Below are 20,692 nucleotides of genomic sequence, written 5' to 3'. Positions count from 1 at the left end.
AGAGCACCGTGCCCGCCGAACACACCGAGTACGGAGACCCCCTGAGCCGGCCGTTCTGGGCGGCGGCCCGCCGCGGCCTGCTCCTCGTCCAGCACTGCGCGTCGTGCGGCCACCGCCAGTTCCCGGCCAGAACCCTGTGCGCGCGCTGCCACGGCCCCGAGGTGGGCGGCCTCGTCGCCTCCGGCCGCGGATCGGTGTACGCGGTGACCACCGTGCGCACGGCCGATCCCGCCCATCAGGTCGCCGTGGTCGAGCTGGAGGAGGGGCCGAGGCTGATGGCCGCGATCACCGGCGCGGCCGTGGCGATCGGCGACCGCGTCGAGGTCAGCTGGCGCGAGCGCGCGGACCTGCCGCCGTTCCCCGATTTCACCCGTGTGGCCCGAGGAGAGCGATGAACGACCATCTGCGCATCGACCTGGACGTCGAGATGAAGACGTCCGACGGCACCACCCTGCGTGCCGACGTCGTACGCCCGGCAGGCGCCGGGCCCGTGCCCGCCATCCTCATGCGCACGCCGTACGGCAAGGAGAGGGGACGCGACTACGGGCTGTCGCCGGTCGCGGCGGCGCGTGCCGGGTTCGCGTTCGTGGCGCAGGACATCAGGGGAAGGGGCGGCTCGGGCGGCAGCCTCAGGCCGTACTCGGGTGCGGGCGAGACCGGCGACGGCGTCGAGACCGTGAACTGGCTGGCCGATCAGCCGTGGTGCGACGGGAAGGTCGCCATGATCGGCGGGTCGTTCGTGGCGGCGACCCAGCAGGCGGCGGCCGTGGGCGGCCCGCAGGCGCTCAGGGCGATCGCCCCGGCGCAGGCGGGCGCGCCGCGCGACAACACCGCGCTGATCCTGGACGCGCGCATCGCGCTGACGGCCCTGATGCTGGAGGAACGCCTGGACGCCATGGTCGCGGCCGGGGCGATCACCTCGGAGCTTGCGGCCACCCTGCGCGACGCCGGGCGGCACCCGCAGTCCTACGCGCGCCGGACCGCCGAGCTCGGCCCGATCGCGGGCAGGCCGGACCCGAAGCTGATGAGCGAGACCATCGCCGCGTTGCGCGCCGTGTTCGACCCGGCCAGGGTGGGCGTCCCGGCGCTGTGCAGCACGGGCTGGTTCGACTTCTACGCCTGCGCCACCATCGGCAACTTCACCGGCCTGCGCGAGCGCGGCGCCACGGCCGAGGCCAGGGCGGGCACGTCGCTGATCGTCGGGCCGTGGACGCACGGCAGCCCGGCTCCGACGGCCGGGCAGTGGTTCTTCGGCGTCGGGGAGATCCCCGGCGTGTTCACCGACCGCATCACGAGCACGCATCTCGACTTCTACCGCCGCCACCTGCGGGCCGAGAGCGTCGACCTGCCGGTCGTGCAGTACTTCCTCATGGGGCACAACACCTGGCGCACCGCCGACTCCTGGCCGCCGCCCGAGGCGAGCGAGCAGCGCTGGTACCTCGGCTCGGGCGGCGGCGCCAACGGCGTGCACGGCGACGGGCGGCTCGGCCTCGAACCGCCGCCCGCCGCGAGCCCGCCCGACCGCTACCGGCACGACCCCGAACGGCCGGTGCCGTCGATCGGCGGCAGGTACCTGGAGTTCGGCGGCAGCCCGGCGGGCCCGCAGGACCAGCACCGGGTCGAGTCGCGTCAGGACGTGCTCGTCTACACCTCGCCGCCGCTGGCCTCCGAGCTGATCGTCGCCGGTGACCTCGAACTCCTCCTGCACGTCACGGGCACGACGCCGGGCGGCGACTTCGCGGCCAAGCTGTGCGAGGTGAACGAGGACGGCGTGTCGTACTCGCTGGCCGACGGCATCCTGCGCACCGGCCCGACCACCCGCCTGGACGCCCATACGCCCACCGAGCTGCGCATCGAACTCGGCCCGCTCGCCCACGCCGTACGGCCGGGCCGCAGGCTGCGGGTGCAGGTCAGCTCCAGCGCCTTCCCCGCCTACGACGGCGCGGGCTCCGCGGCCGAGCTGGCCGTCTTCCACGACGAGCACTCCCCCTCGCACCTGCGCCTGAGTGTGATCGCCCCATGACCGGCAGCCCTGCCTTCAGCGAAGAGGTCCGCATGCCCGAGCCCATCGGAGGCGTCCGCCGCCACCCCGACGTCCTGATCCCGCTGCCCGACGGCGTCGAGCTGGCCGCGAGCCTGTACCTGCCCGCGACCGGGCGGCGGCATCCGACACTGGTCGGCTACTACCCCTACCGCAAGGACGACGTCATCGGCTCGAAGTACGAGCACGCGCGTGTCCGGCTCGCCGAGCTCGGCTTCGCCAGCCTGCTGGTCGACTTCCGCGGCACCGGCGGCTCGTCGGGCACCTGCACCCCGACGTTCGACCTGCGGGCCGAGGGGCGCGACGGGGCGCGGGTCGTCGAGTGGGCGGCCGGGCAGGCGTGGAGCGACGGCTCGGTCGGCGTGTGGGGCATGTCCTACGGCGGGTGCATGGCGCTGGCCATCGCCGCGGAGCGGCCCCCGGCGCTCAGGGCGATCGCGCCGATGTTCGCATCGGCCGATCTGTACCACGACTTCGTCTACCCGGGCGGCTGCCCGAACCTGATCGGCAACGCGGTGCGCGAGTCGCTGATGCTGGCGCTCGACCTCGCGCCGCCCAGCTACCAGGACCCCGGCGGACGCTGGTCGCGGGTCTGGCGTGAGCGGCTGGCGCGGTTCGAGCACGGCACCGTGCACTCACTGGCCTGGCCCGGCCGTCCGGACTTCGACGAGCACTGGCGGCCCAGCACGATCGACGCCGAGCGCGTCGCCGTACCCGCCCTGTTCGTCGCCGGGTGGAACGACGTGCTGCTCGACGGCGTCACCAGGTCCTTCGAACGGGTCACCGCGCCCAAGCGCCTGGTCGTCGGCCCCTGGACGCACGTGCTTCCCGACACGCCCGGCCACGAGCCGTGGGACTGGATCACGGAGCTGGCGGCCTGGTTCGGCCGGTGGCTGAAGGGCGCGCCCGGCACGCCTGAGCCCGCCGTGCTCGCCTTCGTCCAGGGCGAGGGGAGCTGGCGGGCGGCCGACGCCTGGCCGCCCGCCGTGCCGCCGACGCCGTGGTACCTGGCCGGGGGCGGCCGGCTGCTCCCGCTGCCGCCCTCGACCGGCGCGGCCGACACCCATCGCGGCGACCCCGGCACCGGGACCGCCGCCGGGCTGCTCGACCCGGTCGGCCTGGGCGTGGGCGACCCGCGCGAGCAGAGCGCCGACGACCGGCGCTCGGCCTGCTACGACAGCCCGCCGCTCGGCCACGACACCGAGATCGCGGGCACGGTCGAGGCGAGGATCTTCGTCGAGCTCGTGACCGGCGACGAGGTGCATCTGAGCGCCAAGCTGTCGCACGTCTCGCCGGAGGGCGAGTCGACGCTGATGGCCGTCGGCTCGCTCAACGCCGCACACCGCGACTCCTCAGGCCGGCCCAGGGCGCTGCGGCACGGCGACGTCGAGGAGGTCACGGTCGTCCTGCGGCCCACGGCCTGGCGGGTGCCCGCCGGGCACACCCTTCGACTGGCGCTCACGACGGCCGACTTCCCGAGGCTCTGGCCGACGCCGGTGACGCCGGAGATCCGCCTGCACCACGGCCCCGCCCACCCCTCCGCCGTCCTGGTCCCCGCCCTGCCGCCCGGCGCCGAGCTCGGCGAACGGGTCGCGATCGCCCGCCCCGACCCTGACGAGGTACGGCACGGCTGGACGGTGGCGGCCCTGCCCCGGCACGAGGTGACGGAGTCGGGCGTCACGATCGGCAGCACCTCGCACCTGGAGCTGCCGCACGGCGGCCGGATGGATCTCGGCTTCCACGGCACCGCGAGCGTCGGCCCCGATCAGGGCGGCGCCGTGTTCACCGGCGGCTCCCACGTCCGCCTGCGGCTCGGCGGCGGCGAACGGATCGACGTCGAGACCCGCTCGCGCCTGTCGCGCGACCATGCCCGGCTCGACGCCGAGGTGACGATCGACGGGCGAACCGTACTGGCCCGCTCGTGGACCACATGAGCGGACCACTTGAGCGGACCACTTGAGCGGACCACTTGAGAGGACAAGGACCGGTACATGAGCGACTTCACCGACCTGATCCGGCACCGGCTCCGCGAGGGCAGGGGCGGCGGCGGCCCGCGTGCCCTGAGCATCCACGACCTGCGCCGCGCCGCCAGGGCCGCGCTGCCGGGCGCCGTGTTCGACTTCGTCGACGGCGCCGCGCTTGACGAACGCACCGCGCGCCGCAACGAGCGCGACCTGGCCGACCTGCGCCTGCTCCCCCGCGTGCTCGCCGACGTCTCCGGCGTCGACACCGCCACCACCGTGCTCGGCCATCCGGTGAGCCTGCCGCTGCTCGGCGCGCCGACCGGCCTGACCGGGCTCGTCCACCCCGACGGCGAGCTGGGCATCGCCCAGGCGGCCGAGCGCGCCGCGACCGTGTACATCCTGTCCGCGATGGGCTCCTACTCGATCGAGGAGGTGGCGAACGGCTCCAACGGCGACAGGTGGTTCCAGCTGTACGTGTGGCGTGACCGCGCCCTCGTCGCCGACCTGATCGCACGCGCGGCCGATGCCGGGTACACCGCCCTGGTCGTCACGGCCGACGTGCCGCGCGCCGGATCGCGCGAACGCGACCTGCGCAACGGCTTCGGCATCCCGCCCCGCCTCACCCTGCGCACACTCGCCCAGGGCATGCGCCATCCGCGCTGGTCGTGGCGCTTCGTGCGCTCCCCCCGCTTCGCCGCCGCCAGTGTGGCCGGTACGGCGGGCAGCCCGGCGGGCGCCGTCTCGCTGACCGACTACATCAACGCCCAGTTCGACCCCACGCTGTCCTGGGAGACGATCGAGTGGATCCGGGGCCTGTGGCCGGGCCCGATCGTGCTCAAGGGCGTCCTGCGCCCCGACGACGCCGGACGCGCGGCCGACGCCGGGGTGTCGGCGGTGGTGGTGTCCAACCACGGCGGCAGGCAGCTGGACGACGCCGTGAGCACGATCGACGCCCTGCCCGCGATCGTCGAGGCCGTCGGCGACCGGGTCGAGGTCTATCTCGACGGCGGCGTCAGACGCGGCGCCGACATCCTCAAGGCACTCGCGCTCGGCGCCCGCGCCTGCCTGGTGGGCAGGCCCCTGGTGTACGGCCTGGGCGCGGCCGGGCGCGCCGGCGCCTGTCGTGCGCTGGACATCCTGGGCGCCGAGCTGCGGGTCGCGATGGCGCTGTCCGGCTGCCGCAGCCTGGACGACATCACCCCCGACCTGGTGCACCGCCCTTAGGGTGAGGCGCATGCCGATCAGGTACGCGCGTCCCGGCGACGCGGACGTCATGGCCGGCATCACGTGTGCCGCGTTCGCCGGGTACGACGACTTCGACCTCACCCCCGAGCGGTCGGCGGCCAACTGGCGGCGTACCCTCCTCGCCGAGGCGTCCGAGCGCCCGCGCCCGCATCACACGAGGGTCGCGCTCCTGCCGGACGGAGCTGTCGTCGGCCTGGTCATGGGCGGCCCGGCCGCACCGGGGAGCGGCCACGACGCCGAGATATACGCCCTGGCCGTGCACGCCGGGCACCGCGGTCTCGGGCACGGTCGCGCGCTGGTGCTGGCGGTGGCCGCCGACCTGGCGGGCGACGGGCACGGGTCGCTGGGCGTGCGCGTCCGGCTCGTCAACACGGGCGGGCGCCGGTTCTACGCCTCGCTCGGCGCGGCGCCCGCCGGGCGGGTGCCGCCTGGCGAGCTCGTGTGCCTCTGGCCGAGCATCGCACGCCTGCTCGCTCAGTCGCGGCCTTCGCCGAGCGCGGGCGAGAGGTAGAGCAGCAACATCCGCTTCAGCTCCGCCGTGAGCTCGGCCGCACGGGCGGCGGGCGCGGCGGCGACCAGGGGCGTCACCGCCTTGACGGTCGCCAGGCACAGCGTCGCCACCGTGAGGCAGCGCTCGGGCGTCAGGCCCGGCGCACGGCGGGCCAGCAGGGCGGCGAAGCCTTCGGCGATGTGGCCGTGCAGGACGGCCGAGGCCGAGGTGAGGCGGTCGCCCGTGGCCGAGCCGTACAGCAGGGACCAGTAGGCGGGGCGGGTGCCCTTGAAGGCGACGATCTCGTCGACGACCTGGTCGACGAGGTCGGGCAGCGGGAGGTCGAGTGCGGGTCCGGCCAGGCGTTCCTCCCAGTGGCGGCGGCGGTCGTCGGTGAAGCGGGCGACCAGGCCGTCGAGGATCTCCTCCTTGTTGCGGAAGAACTGATACAGCGAGCCGGGCGACATCCCGGACCTGGCGGCGATCGCATTCGTGGTCGCCTCGGCGTAGCCGACCTCCGCGATGACCTCCTCGGCCGCGTCGAGGATCTCGGCCATGCGTCTGAGCCCTCGGGCCTGGCGGCGTACGGGGCGGGGTGTGTCGGACATGTCTCTCACCCGATTGACGAATACGAGCTTTTACTTGTAAAAAAGCTCTCGCAACGAAAACACGAGCAGTTTACCGAGTTTCGGGGGAGTCCCATGCCGGTTCAGCTCCACGCCCCTCCACCCGCCACCGCCGCGCCGCCCCGCCTGCGCCGCCTCGGCCACCTCCTGGTACGGCGCCGCCGCCTGGTCCTGACGATCGGCCTGCTGCTCACGCTGGGACTCGCCGTCCTGGCCTCGGGCACGGTCGGCGGGCTGTCGCTGGCCAGGTTCGAGGCGCCCGGCTCGGAGTCGGACCGGGCGGCGGCCGAACTCGCCGCCCGCTTCGGCACCGGCAGCGCCGACCTCGTCCTGCTGGTCACCGCCAGGTCGGGCACGGTCGACGACGCCGACGTGAGCGCCGCCGGGCTGGAGCTGACCCGAAGGCTGGCCGCCTACGAAGGGGTGGCCGAGGCCGCCTCCTACTGGAGCAGGGGCAGACCGGCCACCCTGCGCGCCGAGGACGGCGGCAAGGCGCTGATCCTGGCCCGCGTCCCCGGCGACGCCGACACCGTGCGCTCGCGGATCCTGCCCGCCCTGGTGCCCGAGTTCACCCGGGGCGACGCGGTCGTCTCGGTCAGGGCGGGAGGCGGCGAAGAGGTGTTCAGGCAGACGGTCCCGCAGGCCAGGCAGGACTTCGTCCGCGCCGAGATGATCATCTTCCCGCTGGTCTTCGTCCTGCTGTGGGCCTACTCGCGCCGGGTGCTCGGCGCCGTGCTGCCGCTGGTGATCGGCGTGTTCGCCATGGTGGTGACGCTCGCACTGCTGCGGGGCGTGCTGCTGTTCGCCGACGTCTCCACCTTCGCCCTGAACATCACCCTGGCCATGGGCCTCGCACTCGGCATCGACTACTCGCTGTTCGTCATCACCCGGTATCGGGAGGAACTGCGTAACGGCCGGGACCACCACGAGGCCGTGGCGCGCAGTGTCGAGTCGGCGGGCCGTACCGTGATCTTCAGTGGGCTGACCGTGGCCGCCTCGCTCGCGGTGCTGCTCGCGCTGCCGTTCGACTTCCTGCGCTCGTTCGCCTATGCCGGGATCGCGGTCGTGCTGGGAGGCGTCGCCGGTGCGGTGATCGTCCTGCCCGCGCTGCTCGGCGCGTTCGGGCGCGCGGTGGTGCCGCGCCGCGACACGGGGCCGGGCACGGGCGGGTTCTGGCACGCGATGGCCGGGCGTGTCATGCGCAGACCTGTCCTGTACGGCGGCGCGGCGACGCTGGTGCTGCTCCTGCTCGGCTCGCCGTTCCTCGGGGTCAGGTTCGGGGTGGCCGACGACCGGGTGCTGCCCGCATCGGCGCCCGCACGCCAAACGCAGGACGTCATCAGGGCCGAGTTCGCCGCCGAGGAGAGCGACGCCCTGCAGATCGTGTCCACCACGCCCGCCACCGGCGTCGCCGGGTACGCCGCCGCGCTGTCCAGGCTCGACGGCGTCGCCCAGGTCGACTCGGCCGCTGGCTCCTACCGGGCCGGAGCGCGCGTGGCCGGGGGCGAGGCCGCGCGGTTCGTCTCGGGCGAGAGCACGTGGCTGTCGGTCGTGCCCACCTCGGCGCAGACGGCGCACGACCCGGCCGAACTCGTCGGCAGGGTACGCGCGGCCCCCGCGCCCTTCGGCGTCCTGGTCGGCGGCTATCCGGCCGAACTCGCCGACTACCGCGCCTCGGTCGTGCAGCGGCTGCCGCTGCTCGTGCTGCTGATGTTCGCCGTCACGTTCGTCATCCTGTTCCTGCTGACCGGCAGTGTGCTGATCCCGCTCAAGGCGATCGTGCTGAACCTGCTCAGCCTGGCGGTCATGTTCGGCGTACTCGTCCGGGTCTACCAGGAGGGCCACCTGTCCGGCCTGCTCGGCTTCACCGCCACCGGCAGCATCGACCCGAGCATCCCCATCCTCATGTTCTGCATCGCCTACGGGCTCTCGATGGACTACGAGGTGTTCCTCATCTCCAGGATCAAGGAGGAGTACGACCGCACCGGCGACACCGCCACCGCCGTCGCCACCGGGCTGCGGGCCGCCGCGCCGCTCATCACGACGGCCGGGGCCGTCCTGGCGCTGTCCTTCGCCGTGTACGCCACGGCCGGGGTGGTGTTCGTGCAGATGCTCGGCGTGGGGATGGCGGTGGCGATCCTCGTCGACGCGACCGTCATCCGGGCGATCCTCCTCCCGGCGGCGATGCGGCTGGCCGGGCCCGCCAACTGGTGGGCGCCCGCGCTCCTGCGCCGCCTGCACGCCCGCATCGGGGCCGCGGGCTGGTCGTAGGTCATCGGGGGGTGCGCACCGCGGCGGCGATCTGCTCGACCAGCCTGTCGTAGGCGCCCTGGTCCACGCCACGGAAGTCGGCGCAGGAGCGGGCCCCGGCGAAGGGGGGCAGCTCGGTGTCCTGGGTCAGGACCGGGATGAAGCGGCTGCCCGTCTCGATGGCGCGTTTCATCATGACGGCGTACTCGTTGCGCACCCAGTCGCTGGCGGCCGAGGCCGGGCTGAAGACCAGGATGCCCGCCGTACCGGCCCGGATGGCCTCCTCGATCCTGACGACGAGCAGGTCGCCGTGGCGGACGAACTCCTCGTCGTAGGCCACCCGCACGCCGTTGGCCCGCAGCCGCCCGGCGAAGGCGCGCACCCAGTCGCGGTCGTCGCGGGCGTAGGAGATGAACACGTCGTAGCCGGCGGGCGTCGCCGGCCCGGCCGCCGGGGGCGGGGCGGCGGCGCGGCCCGGCGGCAGCCGCCTGCGCAGCGGGATCCAGGCGAACCAGGCGGCGGCCACGCCCGCCACGGTGCCGATCGCGGTGAGGGCCAGCCCGACCAGGTCCATACCTGGAGGCTAGGCGCTGACGACGCCCCGCGGCCCCTACTCGCAGAAGACGCGTACCTGGCCGTCGGGGCCGTCGACCTCGACGGCCAGCTCGTCGAGGTGCTCCACCAGCGACTCCAGCTGGTCGGGCCTGAGCTGGGCCAGGTCGATCGGCACTCCGGCCTTGCTCAGCGCCGCATTGGCCTTGCCCAGGGCCTGGGGCGGGATGAGCGCGGCCAGGCGCACCCCGGCGCGCAGCAGTTGGAGCGGCACGCGGACGTTGATCCGGCCCGACTCCTCCTCCTCGACGAACTCCACCTGCACCCGTAAGTACTTCGCCCTGCCCTTGATCCGTGTCTCCGGTGCCGCCGCCGAAGGCCGGTCGCGTTCGAGCGCCGTGATGAGCCGTTCCGCCTCGTCCGCGGTGATCTTGCCTTCGGCCAGCAGACCGAGGATGTCCCTGCGCTGTTCGCTCATCGCGACCTCTCCTGGGTACGGGTACGGCCCTGCGCACGGTCGGCGGCCTACGGCGTCATGGGCGCGCCTCCAGCTCCGCCAGCGCCTGCGTCGCCGTGATCTCCCCCCGGCGCAGCCGGTCCACCACGTCGGCGCCGGTCGGGGCCGGGTCGGTCTCGACGAACTCCAGGCTCCTGGTGATCCGGTTCAGCCGGGATTTGATCGTCGGGTAGCTCACCCCGAAGATCCGCTCCATCTCCTTGATCGAACCGTGGCACCGGACGAACGCCGTCACGAACACCTGGTCCTCGACATTCAGATGGGCCAGCTGCGGCGGCTCGAACTCGCCCTCGATCGCGACCCCGTTGCCGGCCAGCCTGACCCGCTCGACGACGAACGGCCTGCCCTGGGTCAGATGCGTGAGCTCCTGCCAGTCCAGCGCGCCCGCCATCGGCCTCACGCCTGCCATCGGGCCTCGATCCGGCCGTGCCTCATGCGTCCGGCCAGGCGGACGCGCAGCCCCGGCGGCACGCCGCCGCGGTCGCGGCCGATCTCCAGCTCGCCGTGCCGTACCGACAGCTCGTTGGCGTCCAGGACCATGCCGGGGGCCAGGAGCAGCTCCACCTTGCCGCCGCTCACCCGCATGTCGACGACCAGCTCGGGAGCGCCCGCCACGGCGTCGGTCAGGTCGAGGAGCACGTCGCACCAGCCGGTGTTCAGCACCAGGCGCTTCGGCAGCGCCCAACGGCCGTCACGGCGCACGATGCCGTGGCGTTCCTTGATGGTGAGCAGCTCGGGGGCGGGCTCGGCCGTCGGCAGCACGCCCAGGTCGCCGACCAGCGGCGCCAGCGCGTCCATCGTGCGGGCGGCCAGCGCCGCCTCGATCCGCTCGTCGAACTCCACCGGGTCCAGCCGCCCGTCGATCACGGCCGCGCGCAGCAGGTCGACGACCCGCTCGCGCTCGGCGTCCGACGCTCGCAGGCTGGGTGGGGTGGGCGGCGACGTCGACATGCGGACTCCTCCTGGAACAGGCCTTGACGTGAACGTATGTTGATTTTATTAACAGGTCAATAACACAGTCTTCATTTTCTTCATCGACCCTTCAACAATCACACGCCAGGCGAACAGCAGAGGGATGCGGCGGCCCGACCTCACAGGCGGGCGATCCACTCCGCGCCCGTGAGGACGTCGACGCCTCTGGCCGGGAAGACCCGGCCGACCAGGAAGTCGTGCACGTCGGGCTCCCCGTCGGCGCAGCCGTCCGACAGCACGGTGAGGTGGTAGTCGCGGTCGGCGGCGTCGTAGAGGGTGGCGGCGACCATCGCGCTGGTCGCGACGCCGGTCAGGACGAGGGAGTCGACGCCCTGGGCGCGCAGGAGCCGGTCGAGGTCGGTGCCGGCGAACGCGCTCGCCCGGCGCTTGACGACGACGTCCTCGCCGGGCAGGGGCCGGATGCGCGGGGCCACCAGCGTCCGGGGGGAATCCTCGTGGAACAGCGTTCCGGCCTCGTGCAGGCCTCTGATCATCGTATTGCCCGCTCCCACGTCGGCGCCGGAGGAGCGCAGGCCGAACCGGATGAAGATCACCGGGAGGGCCGCCGCCCTGGCCGCCGCGATCGCCTGCTCCACGACGGGGAGCACACCCTCGGCGAAGGAGTAGGAGTCCACGATGCCCGCCTGGAGGTCGCCGACGATGAGTGCGGTGGTGGTCATACCTGTCCTTGTCTGTACGTCTGCGGCGTGCGCCCCGTCGGCCGCCGGTCCGCAGCGACCCTACTGCCGTGCCGCACGCGCATGATCCACCGCCCCTCGGCGCAGCCCCCGAGCACCGCGAGCACCACGACCACGCAGCCGAGCGACGCCCGCCGCTCCTCCTCCCGTCTGGCCCGCAGCCCGCCGCCCGTCGTCGCGCCGGCCGTACGCGCCAGGGCGTCCAGGTCGGCGGCGAGCCGCTCCGCGTCGGCGTCCGGCCGGGCACGCACCCAGACGGCGTACGGTGCGAAGGCGTCGGTGAGCGACTCCAGCGTCGCCGGGGCGACCACGCCCGCGCGACCCCATCCGGCGCCCACGACGACCCGCAGGGCGAGCAGCCGATGGCCGACGCCCACCGTGACCTGGTCGCCGGTCCTGAGAGCCGCCTCCGGCCCGAAGGCGCCCGCGTCGATGCCGATCCAGCCGGGCCCGACCCGGGCGAACGCCCCCGCGTCGCGGGCCACCTCGTCGGCGGCGGGCGCCGCGACGACCGGGAGCGGCCCGCCGAGCCAGGACGCCCGCGCCACGACGCCGTCCACCGCGACGGCCGCCGCCACGCCGCCCGTGCGGCGTACCCGGTCGAGCAGGTCGCGGGTGAGCGGCCCGGCGGTCGCGGTGAGCGTGACGTCGAGCGGGTGGCGCCTGCCGCCCTCCTCCGCGAGCGCCGTGCGCACGGCGGACGTACCGGCCAGGACGCCGCCCGTGAGCAGGACGGCCGCCAGCAGGGAGGCGACGGCGTCACGTGGTGTGGTCACGGGCGCATCCTCGGATCCCGGGTGGGGTCGGCGTACCTGGGCGGGCAGCCGTGGCCGACGGCCTGGGGGCGCAGCTCGTAGTGCCAGGGCTCGTTGTCGTAGATCTGGCACAGCCCGTAGCCGGCGCCGTGCCTGGCCAGCCACTTGGCGGCACGCGGCGGCCCGATGTCGACCGCTTCGCCCGACACGTGCAGGGAGGCGCTGGGGCTGGCCACCCAGCGGGCGGCCTCCTCCTCCGAGCCGTAGGTGGCGATCGCCTCGCGGCGCAACTGGTTCTGGTACGGCGGGGAGCGCCAGCCGCTGTTGACGACGAACTCCACACCGTCGTCCGCGGCGTCCGTCGCGGCCTTGCGCAGGGCGCCGAGCAGGGCGGGGTCGAGGTTGGCCACGCCCGGGATCTCGTCGTCGAACACCGTCACGCCGTCGGGCACCGCGCCGTCCGCCACGCCGAGCGCACGCGGCGGGTCGTGCGGCACACTCCGCTCGTGCACCTCGCTCGCCGGCCGCCCCGACTCGCCGCCGACCGGCCCCGCGTCCGGTCCGTCACGCAGGGTCCCGGCGATCGAGGCGGCCAGGCCTGCCACCACGGCGCCGACGACCACGACGGCGGCGGCGACCTGGGCCGGTCGCATGCGGCGTGCTGGTGTTCGTACGGGTTGGCTGTAGCTCATACCCGTAGTCAAGGCAGGACGGTGTTGCCGGTCCGTATGCGCTTTTCGATACGCGGGCGATATAAGGCCCCGCACGGCGTCCGGGCGGCGGGCGCCGTACCGGTCCCGGCCGCCACGGACCGACCGTCACACGGGTCTGCGGGTGAGCTGCGGACGGGTACGGGTGATCAGGGCGACCGCCGTCGCGAGCAGGGGCAGCCCCACGACCACGGTGAGCACGAACGGCCACGGCACCGCGAGCGTGGTGGGATCGCCCGCGCCGTACGTCGTCATCGGCCTGCTCAGCGCCACGCCCGCCACCGTGCCCGCGGCCAGCCCCACCAAGGTGCCGAGTCCCGAGATGTAGAGCGCCTGACCGGCCACGACCATGCGCAGCACACCGGGCGGCGCGCCGACGGCCAGCATGGTCAGCCGGTCAGGGAGCATGTCGGCCGCGGCCAGGCGGGTGGCGATCAGGGTGCCTCCCACGACGAGGATCAGCGCGCCGACGACCCAGCCCCGGGTGTCGGGCGGGTAGATGTGGCGGTACCCGTCCTCACCGGCGATCGTCACCTTGGACGTCACCTTGGACAGCGCCTCCGGCAGCTTGGAGTCGAGCGACAGCCGGTGCATGGCGTAGAGCTGGCGTTCCACGGTCGAGAACCCGGACCGCTCGACCAGGGCCCTCGGCAGCACGGCGCCGCCCTGGTGCTCGTCGGCGGGCACCGCCACCACGGCGGGCACCTCGAACCTGCGCGCCGGACCCGACGTGGAGCTCGCCCGCAGCGCCAGCCTGCCGTCGCGCACCGCGCCGGGGTCGAACACCACGGCCTTGCCGCTCGCCAGCGCCTGGGCCGCCTTCGGGTCCGCACGCCCTTGCAACATCGTGAGCAGGGCCTGGTCGCCGACGGCCACGGTGCGGCGGGTGCGGGTGCCGTTCCAGCGCACGGTGTAGCGCAGGGCGTAGCGGCTGCCCTTGGCGTCCCTGGCCAGGTAGCCCGCGGCCAGCGGCACGCCGGGCAGGCCGCGTACGGCCTCGGCGCGCAGCCTGCTCCAGGCGGCGTCGGTGATGTTGCCCGCCCAGATGGCCAGCATGCCGGTCGGCCTGGCCGAGGTGTAGGCCTCACGCCGGTCCACGTACTCGCTGTGGGCGCCGATGCCCAGCGCCACGACCGTGGCCGTGACCGCCATGACCGCGGCCACGGCGCTCACCGTACGGGAGCGGTGGCGCACCGCGTCGCGCACGGACACGCGCAACGGCAGCCTCAGCCGCGTGGCGAGCGGCGCGGTGCGGCCCACCAGCCACGGCATCAGCGCCACCAGCCCGATGACGACCAGCAGGGCCGAGGCCCACACCCAGACCGGCTCGCTCTGCCGCCGCGCCACCACGGTCGCCCCCAGCCCCGCCAGCACCAGCGCGGCTCCCACCAGCGGCCACCCGGGCCGGTCGGCCGCGGTCGGCGTACGACCGGCGAGCACGGCGGCGGTGTCCTGCCTGGCGGCCTGCACGGCGGGGACGAGCGCCGCGACGACCCCGGCGAGCAGGCCCAGCGCGGCCACGCCCAGCACCGGCGCCCACGGCACGTCCGGCGGCCCGATCGCCCCGCCCCAGCGGGCGGCGACCCAGGCGCCCAGCACGCCCGCCCCGATGCCCAGCGCCGTCCCCGTGACCGTGGCCGCCCCTCCGAGCACGAAGCCGTCGGCGAGCACGATCGCGCGCAGGTGGCCGTGTGACCCGCCCTGCGCCGCGATCTCGGCCAGTTCCCTGCGCCGCCTCCTGAGCCCGACCGCGAAGGCGGGCCCGGCCATCAGGACGGTCACCATCACCACCAGGACCGCCATGGCGCCGAGCCCGACCATCTGCTGGACCTCCAGAGCGGCGATGTTGAACAGGTTGCGCGTCGGGAGCGCGGCGCGGGAGACGACGAACAGGCCCTGCGCGTTCAGGTGGGCCACCTGACTCCAGGCCACCGGCTTCGCGGTGTCGGCGAGCCAGCCGAGACTGTGCTGCTCCGGGCTCCAGAGGCCCTCCTTGATCGTCAGCGGCAGGTCCGGCCCGGTGACCTCCAGGAGCGAGGGGAAGTTCGGGTGCTCGACGACGCCCACCACGGCCAGCGGGGCCGCGCCGGGCAGCCGCAGCGTCTCGCCGGGCCGCAGGCCGAGCGCGGGCGTCACCGCGACCTCACCTGACCCCGGGAGCCTGCCTTCGCTCAGCGTCCGCATCCCACCGGTCAGGGGGTCGCGCAGATCGGTCCGCACGGTCGTGATCTGCCGACCGCCCAGTGCGGTCGTCGCGGCGTCGTAGGGGATCACCCGTGTGCCCGGCCCGAGCAGCGCCGCCACCGCGGCCGCCGACGGGGAGGTCCTTGCCGCCTCGCCGTTCCCGCTCGTGGTCCAGCCCCCTCCGTCCTGCGTCTGCATCAGCCGCTGCTCGCCCTCGGGGACGTGCGTGAGCCGGACGTCGGCCGTGCCCAGGATGACCCCCACCGCGTCGCGCGGGTCGAGCCTGGAGGTCTCGATGTAGGTGAAGAGCCCCGTGATGACCAGGACGGGCAGCCCGATCATCGCCATGATGAGCGCGCTTCGCCCCCGCGACCGCCAGGCATTGCGGCGGGCGAGACGCAGGGTGACCGGTAAGACGCTCATCGAGCCATCACCGCGGCCACCTGGTCTGGTCGCACAGACGTCATTTCTTCCCCCTTGAGAACGGCCGGAGTGCATACTAAGTATGCATACTCAGTATGTCCCCCTCAAGGAATTCCCCTTTTTGCCTGACAAGATGGGCGCGTGGTGACGGGCCGTGACATACGTGAGGCGGGATATCTGCTGCTCGGGCTGCTGACCGGGCCGCTCTGGCCGGCCTGCGTGGCCGGCCTGTATCTGGCGGGGTTCGCCTCGCGGTTCGCGCCAGTCGGCCTGCTGCTCGCCCTGGTCGCACATCTGTCGCTGCGGCCGATCGGGCGGCTGGAGCGGCATCTCGCCCGCGCCCTGCTCGGTCAGGACGTGCCCGCCCCGCCGCCGGTCGGCCATGTGCGCGCGGCGGGGGCCCGGCTGCCCCGGGCCGCCGACCTGTGGCGCCGGACGCTCGCGACGGTGCGCGATCGCCACAGCCTGCGGGTGCTGGGCTGGATCCTCGTGCGTTCGGTCGCCGGGCCGCTCGGCGCGCTCGTCGTCGTGGCCTGCGCGGCCTCGCCCCTGCTGCTCGTCGCCCCGCTCCTGCCGCTCGTCGGCGTCCTCGCGCCGCAGTGGTGGCTGCCGCTCGGGCCGGTGCTGTTCCTCGTGGTGGCGCCGACCGCGCGTACGGCCGTGCGCGGGGCCGCGCAGTGGCAGCGGAGGCTGGCCGTACGGCTGCTCGGGCCGGGCCGGAAGGAGGTCGAGGCGGCGGTGCTGGCGCGGGCGGTGCGGGCCGAGGAGCAGGTACGGATCGACCAGGAGCTGCACGACAGCATCGGGCACCTGCTGTCGATGATCGTGGTCCAGGCGGGCGCTGGAGCCCACGTCTTCGACACCGACCCGGGCTTCGCCAGGCACGCGCTCGACACGATCCAGGAACGGGGCCGCGCCGCGCTGGGCGAGCTGGACCGGATCATCGCCGGCTTCCGCGAGGACGGGCTCGCCCCCTTGCCCGGCCTCGCCGACCTGCCGGTGCTGCTGCGGGAGGCGGCCGACGCGGGCATGCGCGTGCGCACGCGGATCCACCTCGGCCCGTTGCCCGCCGTGCTCGCCCGGGGTGTGCACCGGGTGCTGCAGGAAGCGCTCACCAACGCCGCCAAGCACGCGCCCGGCCGGGTCGTCGACGTCGACCTGGTCTGCGGTGACGACGTCGTGGCCCTGTCGGTGGTCAACCCGCTCCCCCGTACCGCCGTCGCGCCCGGCCGGGGCGGCGGGCACGGGCTGGCCTCCATCCGCGACCGGGTCGCCCTGCTCGGCGGACAGGCCACGGTGGGGACGACCACGACGGGCGGCTTCGCCGTACGGGCGGTGCTGCCGCTGGGGGTCGCGCTGCCCGGCCGGGCCCGCGCCGGATGCCGCCTCGATCCGGACTGCGACTGCCTGGGCTGCGCGCTGCGCCGTACGGTGGCCGGATGAGGATCGCGATCGTCGACGACGACCCCCTGGTACGGCTGGGCCTGCGCGTGGTGCTGGCGGCCGAGCCCGGATGGGAGGTCGTCGGCGAGGCGGGCGACGGGGCCGAGGCGGTGGCGCTCGCCACCCGGGCACGGCCCGACCTGCTGCTCATGGACGTGCGGATGCCGGGCATGGACGGCCTGGAGGCGACCAGGCGCATCACCGGCGCGGGCGGCGGCGTGCGGGTGCTCGTGCTGACGACGTTCGAGGTCGACGACTACGTCTATCAGGCGCTGCGCGCGGGGGCCTGCGTGTTCGTCCTCAAGCGCACGCCTCCGCCCCAGCTCGTCGAGGCCGTGCGGGTGGTGGGCGCGGGCGAGTCGCTGCTGTTCCCGGCCTCGGTGCGCGGCCTCGTCGAACGCTTCACCCCGTGCACGGGCGCGACGCTTCCCGGCCTGTCCGAGCGCGAGCAGGATGTGCTGCGACTGCTGGCCAGGGGGCTGTCGAACGCGGAGATCGCGGGCGAGTTGTTCCTCTCGCTGCAGACGGTCAAGTCCTACGTGGCGACCGTGCTGGCCAAGCTGGGTGTGCGCGATCGCACCCAGGCCGTGATCGCCGCCTACGAGAGCGGCTTCGTCGTGCCCGGCTCGTGAGCGACCCCTCCGGGGAGGGGGGCGCTCCCCTCTCAGGAGGGTGGGCGGGCGGCGGCCTTCCTTCTAGCGTCGGTGGCCCGGCCCTCCTGCGTCGGTGGCCCGGCCATCCTGAAAGGCAGACCGATCCCCGTGAACCCGCCCCGCCCCGTCCTGCTCTCCACCTTGTGGATCTTCGTCGTGCTGAACTACCTCTACTGCGACGTGCTCGGCCACATGGACGCCGCCGTCCTGACCGAACTGCTGTCGGGCGAGGCGGGCGGCCTGCGACTCACCCAGGGCTTCCTGCTCGGCGCCGGGGTGCTCATGGAGATCCCGATCGCCATGGTCGTGCTGTCACGCGTGCTGGCCCACCGGGCCAACCGCTGGGCCAACCTCGCGGCGGCCCTGCTGATGACCGTCGTGCAGGCGGCCTCGCTGACGGCCGGACCGGTGACCATGTACTACGCGTTCTACAGCGCCGTCGAGATCGGCTGCACACTCGTCGTGCTCGGCCTCGCCTGGACCTGGCGGCCCGTCCCCGCCGAGGCCGCGGTGTAGGGCCGGTCAGGGCAGGATCTCGACGTACCCGTCGCCGCCGTGCACGCGGATGCGCTGGCCGTCGCGGATCAGCCGGGTGGCGTCCACGACGCTGACGACCGCCGGGAGGCCGTACTCCCTCGCGATCACCGCCCCGTGTGTCATCAGGCCGCCGACCTCGGTCACCAGGCCCGCGACGGCGACGAACAGCGGCGTCCAGCTCGGGTCCGTGTGCACGGTGACCAGGATGTCGCCGGGTTCGAGGTCGGCCCGCGCCAGGTCCAGGACGACACGGGCCCGGCCCTCGACGGTCCCGGCCGAGACCGGCAGACCGGCCAGGGCGCCGGGCGGCACGTCCTCGCGCCGGTAGGAGCCGGTCAGGGCCTCGCCGTCCGAGGTGAGCACCCGGGGCGGGGTGAGCACGCGGTAGGCGTCGAACGCCTCCTTGCGCTCGGCGATCAGCGCCTGGTCCACCCGGTTGGCGCGTGCGACGTCGTGGAACTCCTCGAAGGTGAGGAAGAAGACGTCCTGCGCGTCGGCGAGCACCCCGGCCCGGGCCAGGCGCTCGGCCTCACCCGTCAGGGCCTGCTTGTAGACGAGATAGCGGCTGATGATGCCGTACTTCGGGTACTCGCGGTAGCCGACGAAGGTACGGACCCGGTCGATCATCCGCTCGGTCTCCCGCGCCTTCGACTCGCCGTCCGGCAGCCTCCGCAGGCGGGCCAGCACCTCCCGGGCCTTGTCCTCGGCCTGTCGCCTGCCCTGCTCGAAGCGGCGTGCGGCGGCGCCCGGCTCGAAGTTCCTGACGTTGTCGAGGATCGCGGGCACGAGGGTGGCCGGGCGCTCGCTCCAGCGTGGCCTGGTGATGTCGATCTCGCCGACGCAGCGCATGCCGTACCTGTCGAGGTAGGTCTCGATCGCCCGCAGGGCCTCGGCGCCGCCGTCGAGGCCGGGCAGCTCGCGCAGGAAGTCGTCGTCGTCGCGCACGCCCTGGAGGAAGGCCGCCACCTCGGGGTGGGGGCGGATCGCGTCGGCGACGTCCAGCAGGTCGAGGCCCATCTCGGAGGTGATGTTGCCCGGGGCCGAAAGGGTGAGGGTGTCGGCGGCGTTCTTCTCGCCCAGCCACTCCGCCAGCCGGTCGTTGAGCCACCAGGTGGCCTCCATGCCCGCCATGATCGCCTGCATGCTCAGGCGGTCGCCCAGGACACGCTTGTGCTCCTGGAAGGCCTCCAGCAGGAAGTCGAACAGCTCGGGCCCGTGCCTGCCCGCGATGTCGCGGCGCAGGGCGGCGACGGAGTCCTCGCTGCGTCCGACCAGCTCCTCCACGACGGCCGGGTCGGTGGGGATCGGCGCGGGCGGGCCCGCGCCGGGCGGCACGGCGGCGGGTACGGGCTCGGCCGGCGGCGCGATGAAGCCGTCACGCGCCAGCACGGTCTCCAGCGCGTCCCTGGTCAGCGGGTCGGACCTGCCCACGAGCTCCAGGAAGGCGGCCCGGCCCGCGGGCGTGTCCAGGTGCCGGGTGGAGTCGACGAACAGCCTGCCACCGGCCTCCAGCATCGGCGCCATGGCCGTGTGCTGCCACATCGACAGGCCCAGCGGCCTCATCGCGTCGGTCATCATCTGCTGGTGCCCGACCGACAGGAACACGTGGTTGCCGTCGTCGCCCGTGCGCGGCACGGGGAACAGCGTGGTGATCGGACGGCTCTGCACGATCAGGAGGTCGTCGCCCGCCAGGCACCATTCGATGTCCTGCGGCCTGCCGAAGTACGCCTCGATCCGCCGTCCGAGCCCGGCCAGCCGTACGGCCTGCTCGTCCGTCAGGGCCGGGCGCCGCTGGTCGTCGGCGTCGATCGGCCGCTCGCGGGTGCCGCCGCCGGGCACGGCGACGATCGCACGGTGCTTGGCGGCGATCGCGCGCTCGGTGACGCGGCCGTCGCGCACCCTGAACACGTCCGGGTTCACCAGGCCGGAGACCAGGGCCTCGCCGAGGCCGAACCCGGCGTCCACGGTGACGACCTTCCTGTCGCCGGTCACGGGATCGGCCGTGAACAGGATGCCCGAGGCGTCGGGTCGCACCATCCGCTGGACGACGACGGCCATGTGGACCGCGCGGTGGTCGATGCCGCCGCGCAGCCGGTAGGTCACGGCCCGCTCGGTGAACAGCGACGCCCAGCACCGGCTGACGTGCCTGAGGATCTCATCGGGGCCCACGACGTTCAGATAGGTGTCCTGCTGACCGGCGAACGAGGCCGTCGGCAGGTCCTCGGCCGTCGCGCTTGAGCGCACCGCGTAGGCGGCCCGCTCGTCGCCGAGCCCGGCGAGCGCCCCGGTGATCGCCGCCGCCAGGTCGCCCGGGATCGCGATCGCCTCGACGCTCGCGCGGATCCGCGCGCCGAGGGCGCCGATGGCCGCCCGGTCGTCGGGGTCCAGGCGCGCGAGCCGGTCGAGCCGATCTTCCAGCGCGGGCGCCACGACCCGCCGGAAGGCCGCCGTCGTCACGGCGAACCCGGCGGGGACCTCGACGCCCTCGATCCGCGACAGCGCCCCCAGGTGCGCGGCCTTGCCGCCCACGCTCGCCACCTGTGTCTCGTCGACCTGTCGAAGGTCGATCACATTCTGCTCGTCTCCCGGCAGCACACCCACGTCCTACCCCCATGTGCTCGGCGGTGTTGCG

The 20,692-nt window shown here is 74.0% G+C and carries 19 protein-coding genes; 9 read left to right on the top strand and 10 right to left on the bottom strand.

Annotated features, from left to right (window positions below; translation table 11 throughout):
• The first annotated feature begins 8 nt into the window (after window positions 1-8).
• From ACTWNK_RS21195 to ACTWNK_RS21175, 5 genes are read left to right on the top strand one after another with little or no spacing between them, the layout of a single operon-like run.
• The gene (locus tag ACTWNK_RS21195; protein ID WP_474306128.1) at window positions 9-395 is read left to right on the top strand and encodes a Zn-ribbon domain-containing OB-fold protein; all 387 of its coding nucleotides are present in this window, start codon (window positions 9-11) and stop codon (window positions 393-395) included.
• The gene (locus ACTWNK_RS21190; RefSeq protein ID WP_474306127.1) at window positions 392-2,023 is read left to right on the top strand and encodes a CocE/NonD family hydrolase; all 1,632 of its coding nucleotides are present in this window, start codon (window positions 392-394) and stop codon (window positions 2,021-2,023) included. The genes ACTWNK_RS21195 and ACTWNK_RS21190 overlap by 4 nt, the downstream gene beginning before the upstream one ends.
• On the top strand, window positions 2,020-3,975 hold the full coding sequence (locus tag ACTWNK_RS21185; protein WP_474306126.1) for a CocE/NonD family hydrolase: 1,956 nt from the start codon (window positions 2,020-2,022) through the stop codon (window positions 3,973-3,975). The genes ACTWNK_RS21190 and ACTWNK_RS21185 overlap by 4 nt, the downstream gene beginning before the upstream one ends.
• 57 nt (window positions 3,976-4,032) lie before the next feature.
• The gene (locus tag ACTWNK_RS21180) at window positions 4,033-5,229 is read left to right on the top strand and encodes an alpha-hydroxy acid oxidase (protein WP_474306125.1); all 1,197 of its coding nucleotides are present in this window, start codon (window positions 4,033-4,035) and stop codon (window positions 5,227-5,229) included.
• 10 nt (window positions 5,230-5,239) lie between these two features.
• A complete protein-coding gene (locus ACTWNK_RS21175; RefSeq protein WP_474306124.1) occupies window positions 5,240-5,761 on the top strand; it encodes an N-acetyltransferase family protein in 522 nt (173 codons plus the stop codon).
• On the opposite strand, the gene ACTWNK_RS21170 is transcribed toward ACTWNK_RS21175, so the two are convergent.
• On the bottom strand, window positions 5,725-6,348 hold the full coding sequence (locus tag ACTWNK_RS21170; protein WP_474306123.1) for a TetR/AcrR family transcriptional regulator: 624 nt from the start codon (window positions 6,346-6,348) through the stop codon (window positions 5,725-5,727). The genes ACTWNK_RS21175 and ACTWNK_RS21170 overlap by 37 nt on opposite strands.
• Before the next feature lie 93 nt (window positions 6,349-6,441).
• Here ACTWNK_RS21170 and ACTWNK_RS21165 point away from each other — a divergent pair, with 93 nt between their 5' ends.
• Window positions 6,442-8,637: an MMPL family transporter gene (locus tag ACTWNK_RS21165; RefSeq protein WP_474306122.1), complete on the top strand. Its 2,196-nt coding sequence runs from the start codon at window positions 6,442-6,444 to the stop codon at window positions 8,635-8,637.
• A gap of 1 nt (window position 8,638) precedes the next feature.
• Here the strand turns inward: ACTWNK_RS21165 and ACTWNK_RS21160 are convergent, their stop codons facing one another.
• From ACTWNK_RS21160 to ACTWNK_RS21125, 8 genes are all read right to left on the bottom strand, one after another.
• A complete protein-coding gene (locus ACTWNK_RS21160; protein WP_474306121.1) occupies window positions 8,639-9,190 on the bottom strand; it encodes a toll/interleukin-1 receptor domain-containing protein in 552 nt (183 codons plus the stop codon).
• Window positions 9,191-9,226: 36 nt separating this feature from the next.
• The gene (locus ACTWNK_RS21155) at window positions 9,227-9,646 is read right to left on the bottom strand and encodes an SHOCT-like domain-containing protein (RefSeq protein ID WP_474306120.1); all 420 of its coding nucleotides are present in this window, start codon (window positions 9,644-9,646) and stop codon (window positions 9,227-9,229) included.
• A gap of 55 nt (window positions 9,647-9,701) precedes the next feature.
• A complete protein-coding gene (locus tag ACTWNK_RS21150) occupies window positions 9,702-10,094 on the bottom strand; it encodes a DUF2089 domain-containing protein (protein ID WP_474306119.1) in 393 nt (130 codons plus the stop codon).
• Window positions 10,082-10,636 (bottom strand): DUF1707 SHOCT-like domain-containing protein, encoded by a 555-nt coding sequence (locus ACTWNK_RS21145; protein WP_474306118.1) that lies wholly within the window; start codon window positions 10,634-10,636, stop codon window positions 10,082-10,084. The genes ACTWNK_RS21150 and ACTWNK_RS21145 overlap by 13 nt, the downstream gene beginning before the upstream one ends.
• A 140-nt stretch (window positions 10,637-10,776) precedes the next feature.
• Window positions 10,777-11,337: a cysteine hydrolase family protein gene (locus ACTWNK_RS21140; protein WP_474306117.1), complete on the bottom strand. Its 561-nt coding sequence runs from the start codon at window positions 11,335-11,337 to the stop codon at window positions 10,777-10,779.
• Window positions 11,334-12,131 (bottom strand): hypothetical protein, encoded by a 798-nt coding sequence (locus ACTWNK_RS21135; protein WP_474306116.1) that lies wholly within the window; start codon window positions 12,129-12,131, stop codon window positions 11,334-11,336. Before ACTWNK_RS21135 ends, ACTWNK_RS21140 begins: the two co-directional genes overlap by 4 nt.
• Window positions 12,128-12,802 carry a M15 family metallopeptidase gene (locus ACTWNK_RS21130; RefSeq protein WP_474306115.1) on the bottom strand — a complete coding sequence of 225 codons (675 nt, stop codon included), beginning with the start codon at window positions 12,800-12,802 and terminating at the stop codon, window positions 12,128-12,130. Before ACTWNK_RS21130 ends, ACTWNK_RS21135 begins: the two co-directional genes overlap by 4 nt.
• 126 nt (window positions 12,803-12,928) lie before the next feature.
• Window positions 12,929-15,427 (bottom strand): ABC transporter permease, encoded by a 2,499-nt coding sequence (locus tag ACTWNK_RS21125; protein WP_474306114.1) that lies wholly within the window; start codon window positions 15,425-15,427, stop codon window positions 12,929-12,931.
• A gap of 141 nt (window positions 15,428-15,568) precedes the next feature.
• Here ACTWNK_RS21125 and ACTWNK_RS21120 point away from each other — a divergent pair, with 141 nt between their 5' ends.
• The 3 genes from ACTWNK_RS21120 to ACTWNK_RS21110 all read left to right on the top strand — a co-directional run bounded on the left by ACTWNK_RS21120 (window position 15,569) and on the right by ACTWNK_RS21110 (window position 18,039).
• Window positions 15,569-16,870, top strand: coding sequence for a sensor histidine kinase (locus ACTWNK_RS21120; RefSeq protein WP_474306113.1), 1,302 nt, complete (start codon window positions 15,569-15,571; stop codon window positions 16,868-16,870).
• Window positions 16,867-17,502 (top strand): response regulator, encoded by a 636-nt coding sequence (locus ACTWNK_RS21115; protein ID WP_474306112.1) that lies wholly within the window; start codon window positions 16,867-16,869, stop codon window positions 17,500-17,502. Before ACTWNK_RS21120 ends, ACTWNK_RS21115 begins: the two co-directional genes overlap by 4 nt.
• Window positions 17,503-17,631: 129 nt before the next feature.
• Entirely contained in the window at window positions 17,632-18,039 is a 408-nt protein-coding gene (locus tag ACTWNK_RS21110; RefSeq protein ID WP_474306111.1) for a DUF6326 family protein, read from the top strand.
• Between the two features lie 6 nt (window positions 18,040-18,045).
• Here the strand turns inward: ACTWNK_RS21110 and rph are convergent, their stop codons facing one another.
• On the bottom strand, window positions 18,046-20,631 hold the full coding sequence (rph, locus tag ACTWNK_RS21105; RefSeq protein ID WP_474306110.1) for a rifamycin-inactivating phosphotransferase: 2,586 nt from the start codon (window positions 20,629-20,631) through the stop codon (window positions 18,046-18,048).
• Window positions 20,632-20,692 lie beyond the last annotated feature (61 nt).

The organism is Nonomuraea sp. IBHARD001 (genome assembly GCF_056106265.1).
The sequence above is the reverse complement of the archived record's forward strand: the minus strand, read 5'-3'. Positions and strand labels throughout refer to the sequence as shown.

What these genes read in the sequence shown, in the direction of transcription:
- ACTWNK_RS21190 (WP_474306127.1), top strand. Translation starts at nt 392, where the DNA reads ATGAACGACCATCTGCGCATCGACCTGGACGTCGAGATGAAGACGTCC.
- ACTWNK_RS21160 (WP_474306121.1), bottom strand. Translation starts at nt 9,190, where the DNA reads ATGGACCTGGTCGGGCTGGCCCTCACCGCGATCGGCACCGTGGCGGGC.
- ACTWNK_RS21115 (WP_474306112.1), top strand. Translation starts at nt 16,867, where the DNA reads ATGAGGATCGCGATCGTCGACGACGACCCCCTGGTACGGCTGGGCCTG.
- ACTWNK_RS21165 (WP_474306122.1), top strand. Translation starts at nt 6,442, where the DNA reads ATGCCGGTTCAGCTCCACGCCCCTCCACCCGCCACCGCCGCGCCGCCC.
- ACTWNK_RS21180 (WP_474306125.1), top strand. Translation starts at nt 4,033, where the DNA reads ATGAGCGACTTCACCGACCTGATCCGGCACCGGCTCCGCGAGGGCAGG.
- ACTWNK_RS21140 (WP_474306117.1), bottom strand. Translation starts at nt 11,337, where the DNA reads ATGACCACCACCGCACTCATCGTCGGCGACCTCCAGGCGGGCATCGTG.
- ACTWNK_RS21170 (WP_474306123.1), bottom strand. Translation starts at nt 6,348, where the DNA reads ATGTCCGACACACCCCGCCCCGTACGCCGCCAGGCCCGAGGGCTCAGA.
- ACTWNK_RS21125 (WP_474306114.1), bottom strand. Translation starts at nt 15,427, where the DNA reads ATGAGCGTCTTACCGGTCACCCTGCGTCTCGCCCGCCGCAATGCCTGG.
- ACTWNK_RS21130 (WP_474306115.1), bottom strand. Translation starts at nt 12,802, where the DNA reads ATGAGCTACAGCCAACCCGTACGAACACCAGCACGCCGCATGCGACCG.
- ACTWNK_RS21150 (WP_474306119.1), bottom strand. Translation starts at nt 10,094, where the DNA reads ATGGCAGGCGTGAGGCCGATGGCGGGCGCGCTGGACTGGCAGGAGCTC.
- ACTWNK_RS21185 (WP_474306126.1), top strand. Translation starts at nt 2,020, where the DNA reads ATGACCGGCAGCCCTGCCTTCAGCGAAGAGGTCCGCATGCCCGAGCCC.
- ACTWNK_RS21145 (WP_474306118.1), bottom strand. Translation starts at nt 10,636, where the DNA reads ATGTCGACGTCGCCGCCCACCCCACCCAGCCTGCGAGCGTCGGACGCC.
- ACTWNK_RS21155 (WP_474306120.1), bottom strand. Translation starts at nt 9,646, where the DNA reads ATGAGCGAACAGCGCAGGGACATCCTCGGTCTGCTGGCCGAAGGCAAG.
- ACTWNK_RS21175 (WP_474306124.1), top strand. Translation starts at nt 5,240, where the DNA reads ATGCCGATCAGGTACGCGCGTCCCGGCGACGCGGACGTCATGGCCGGC.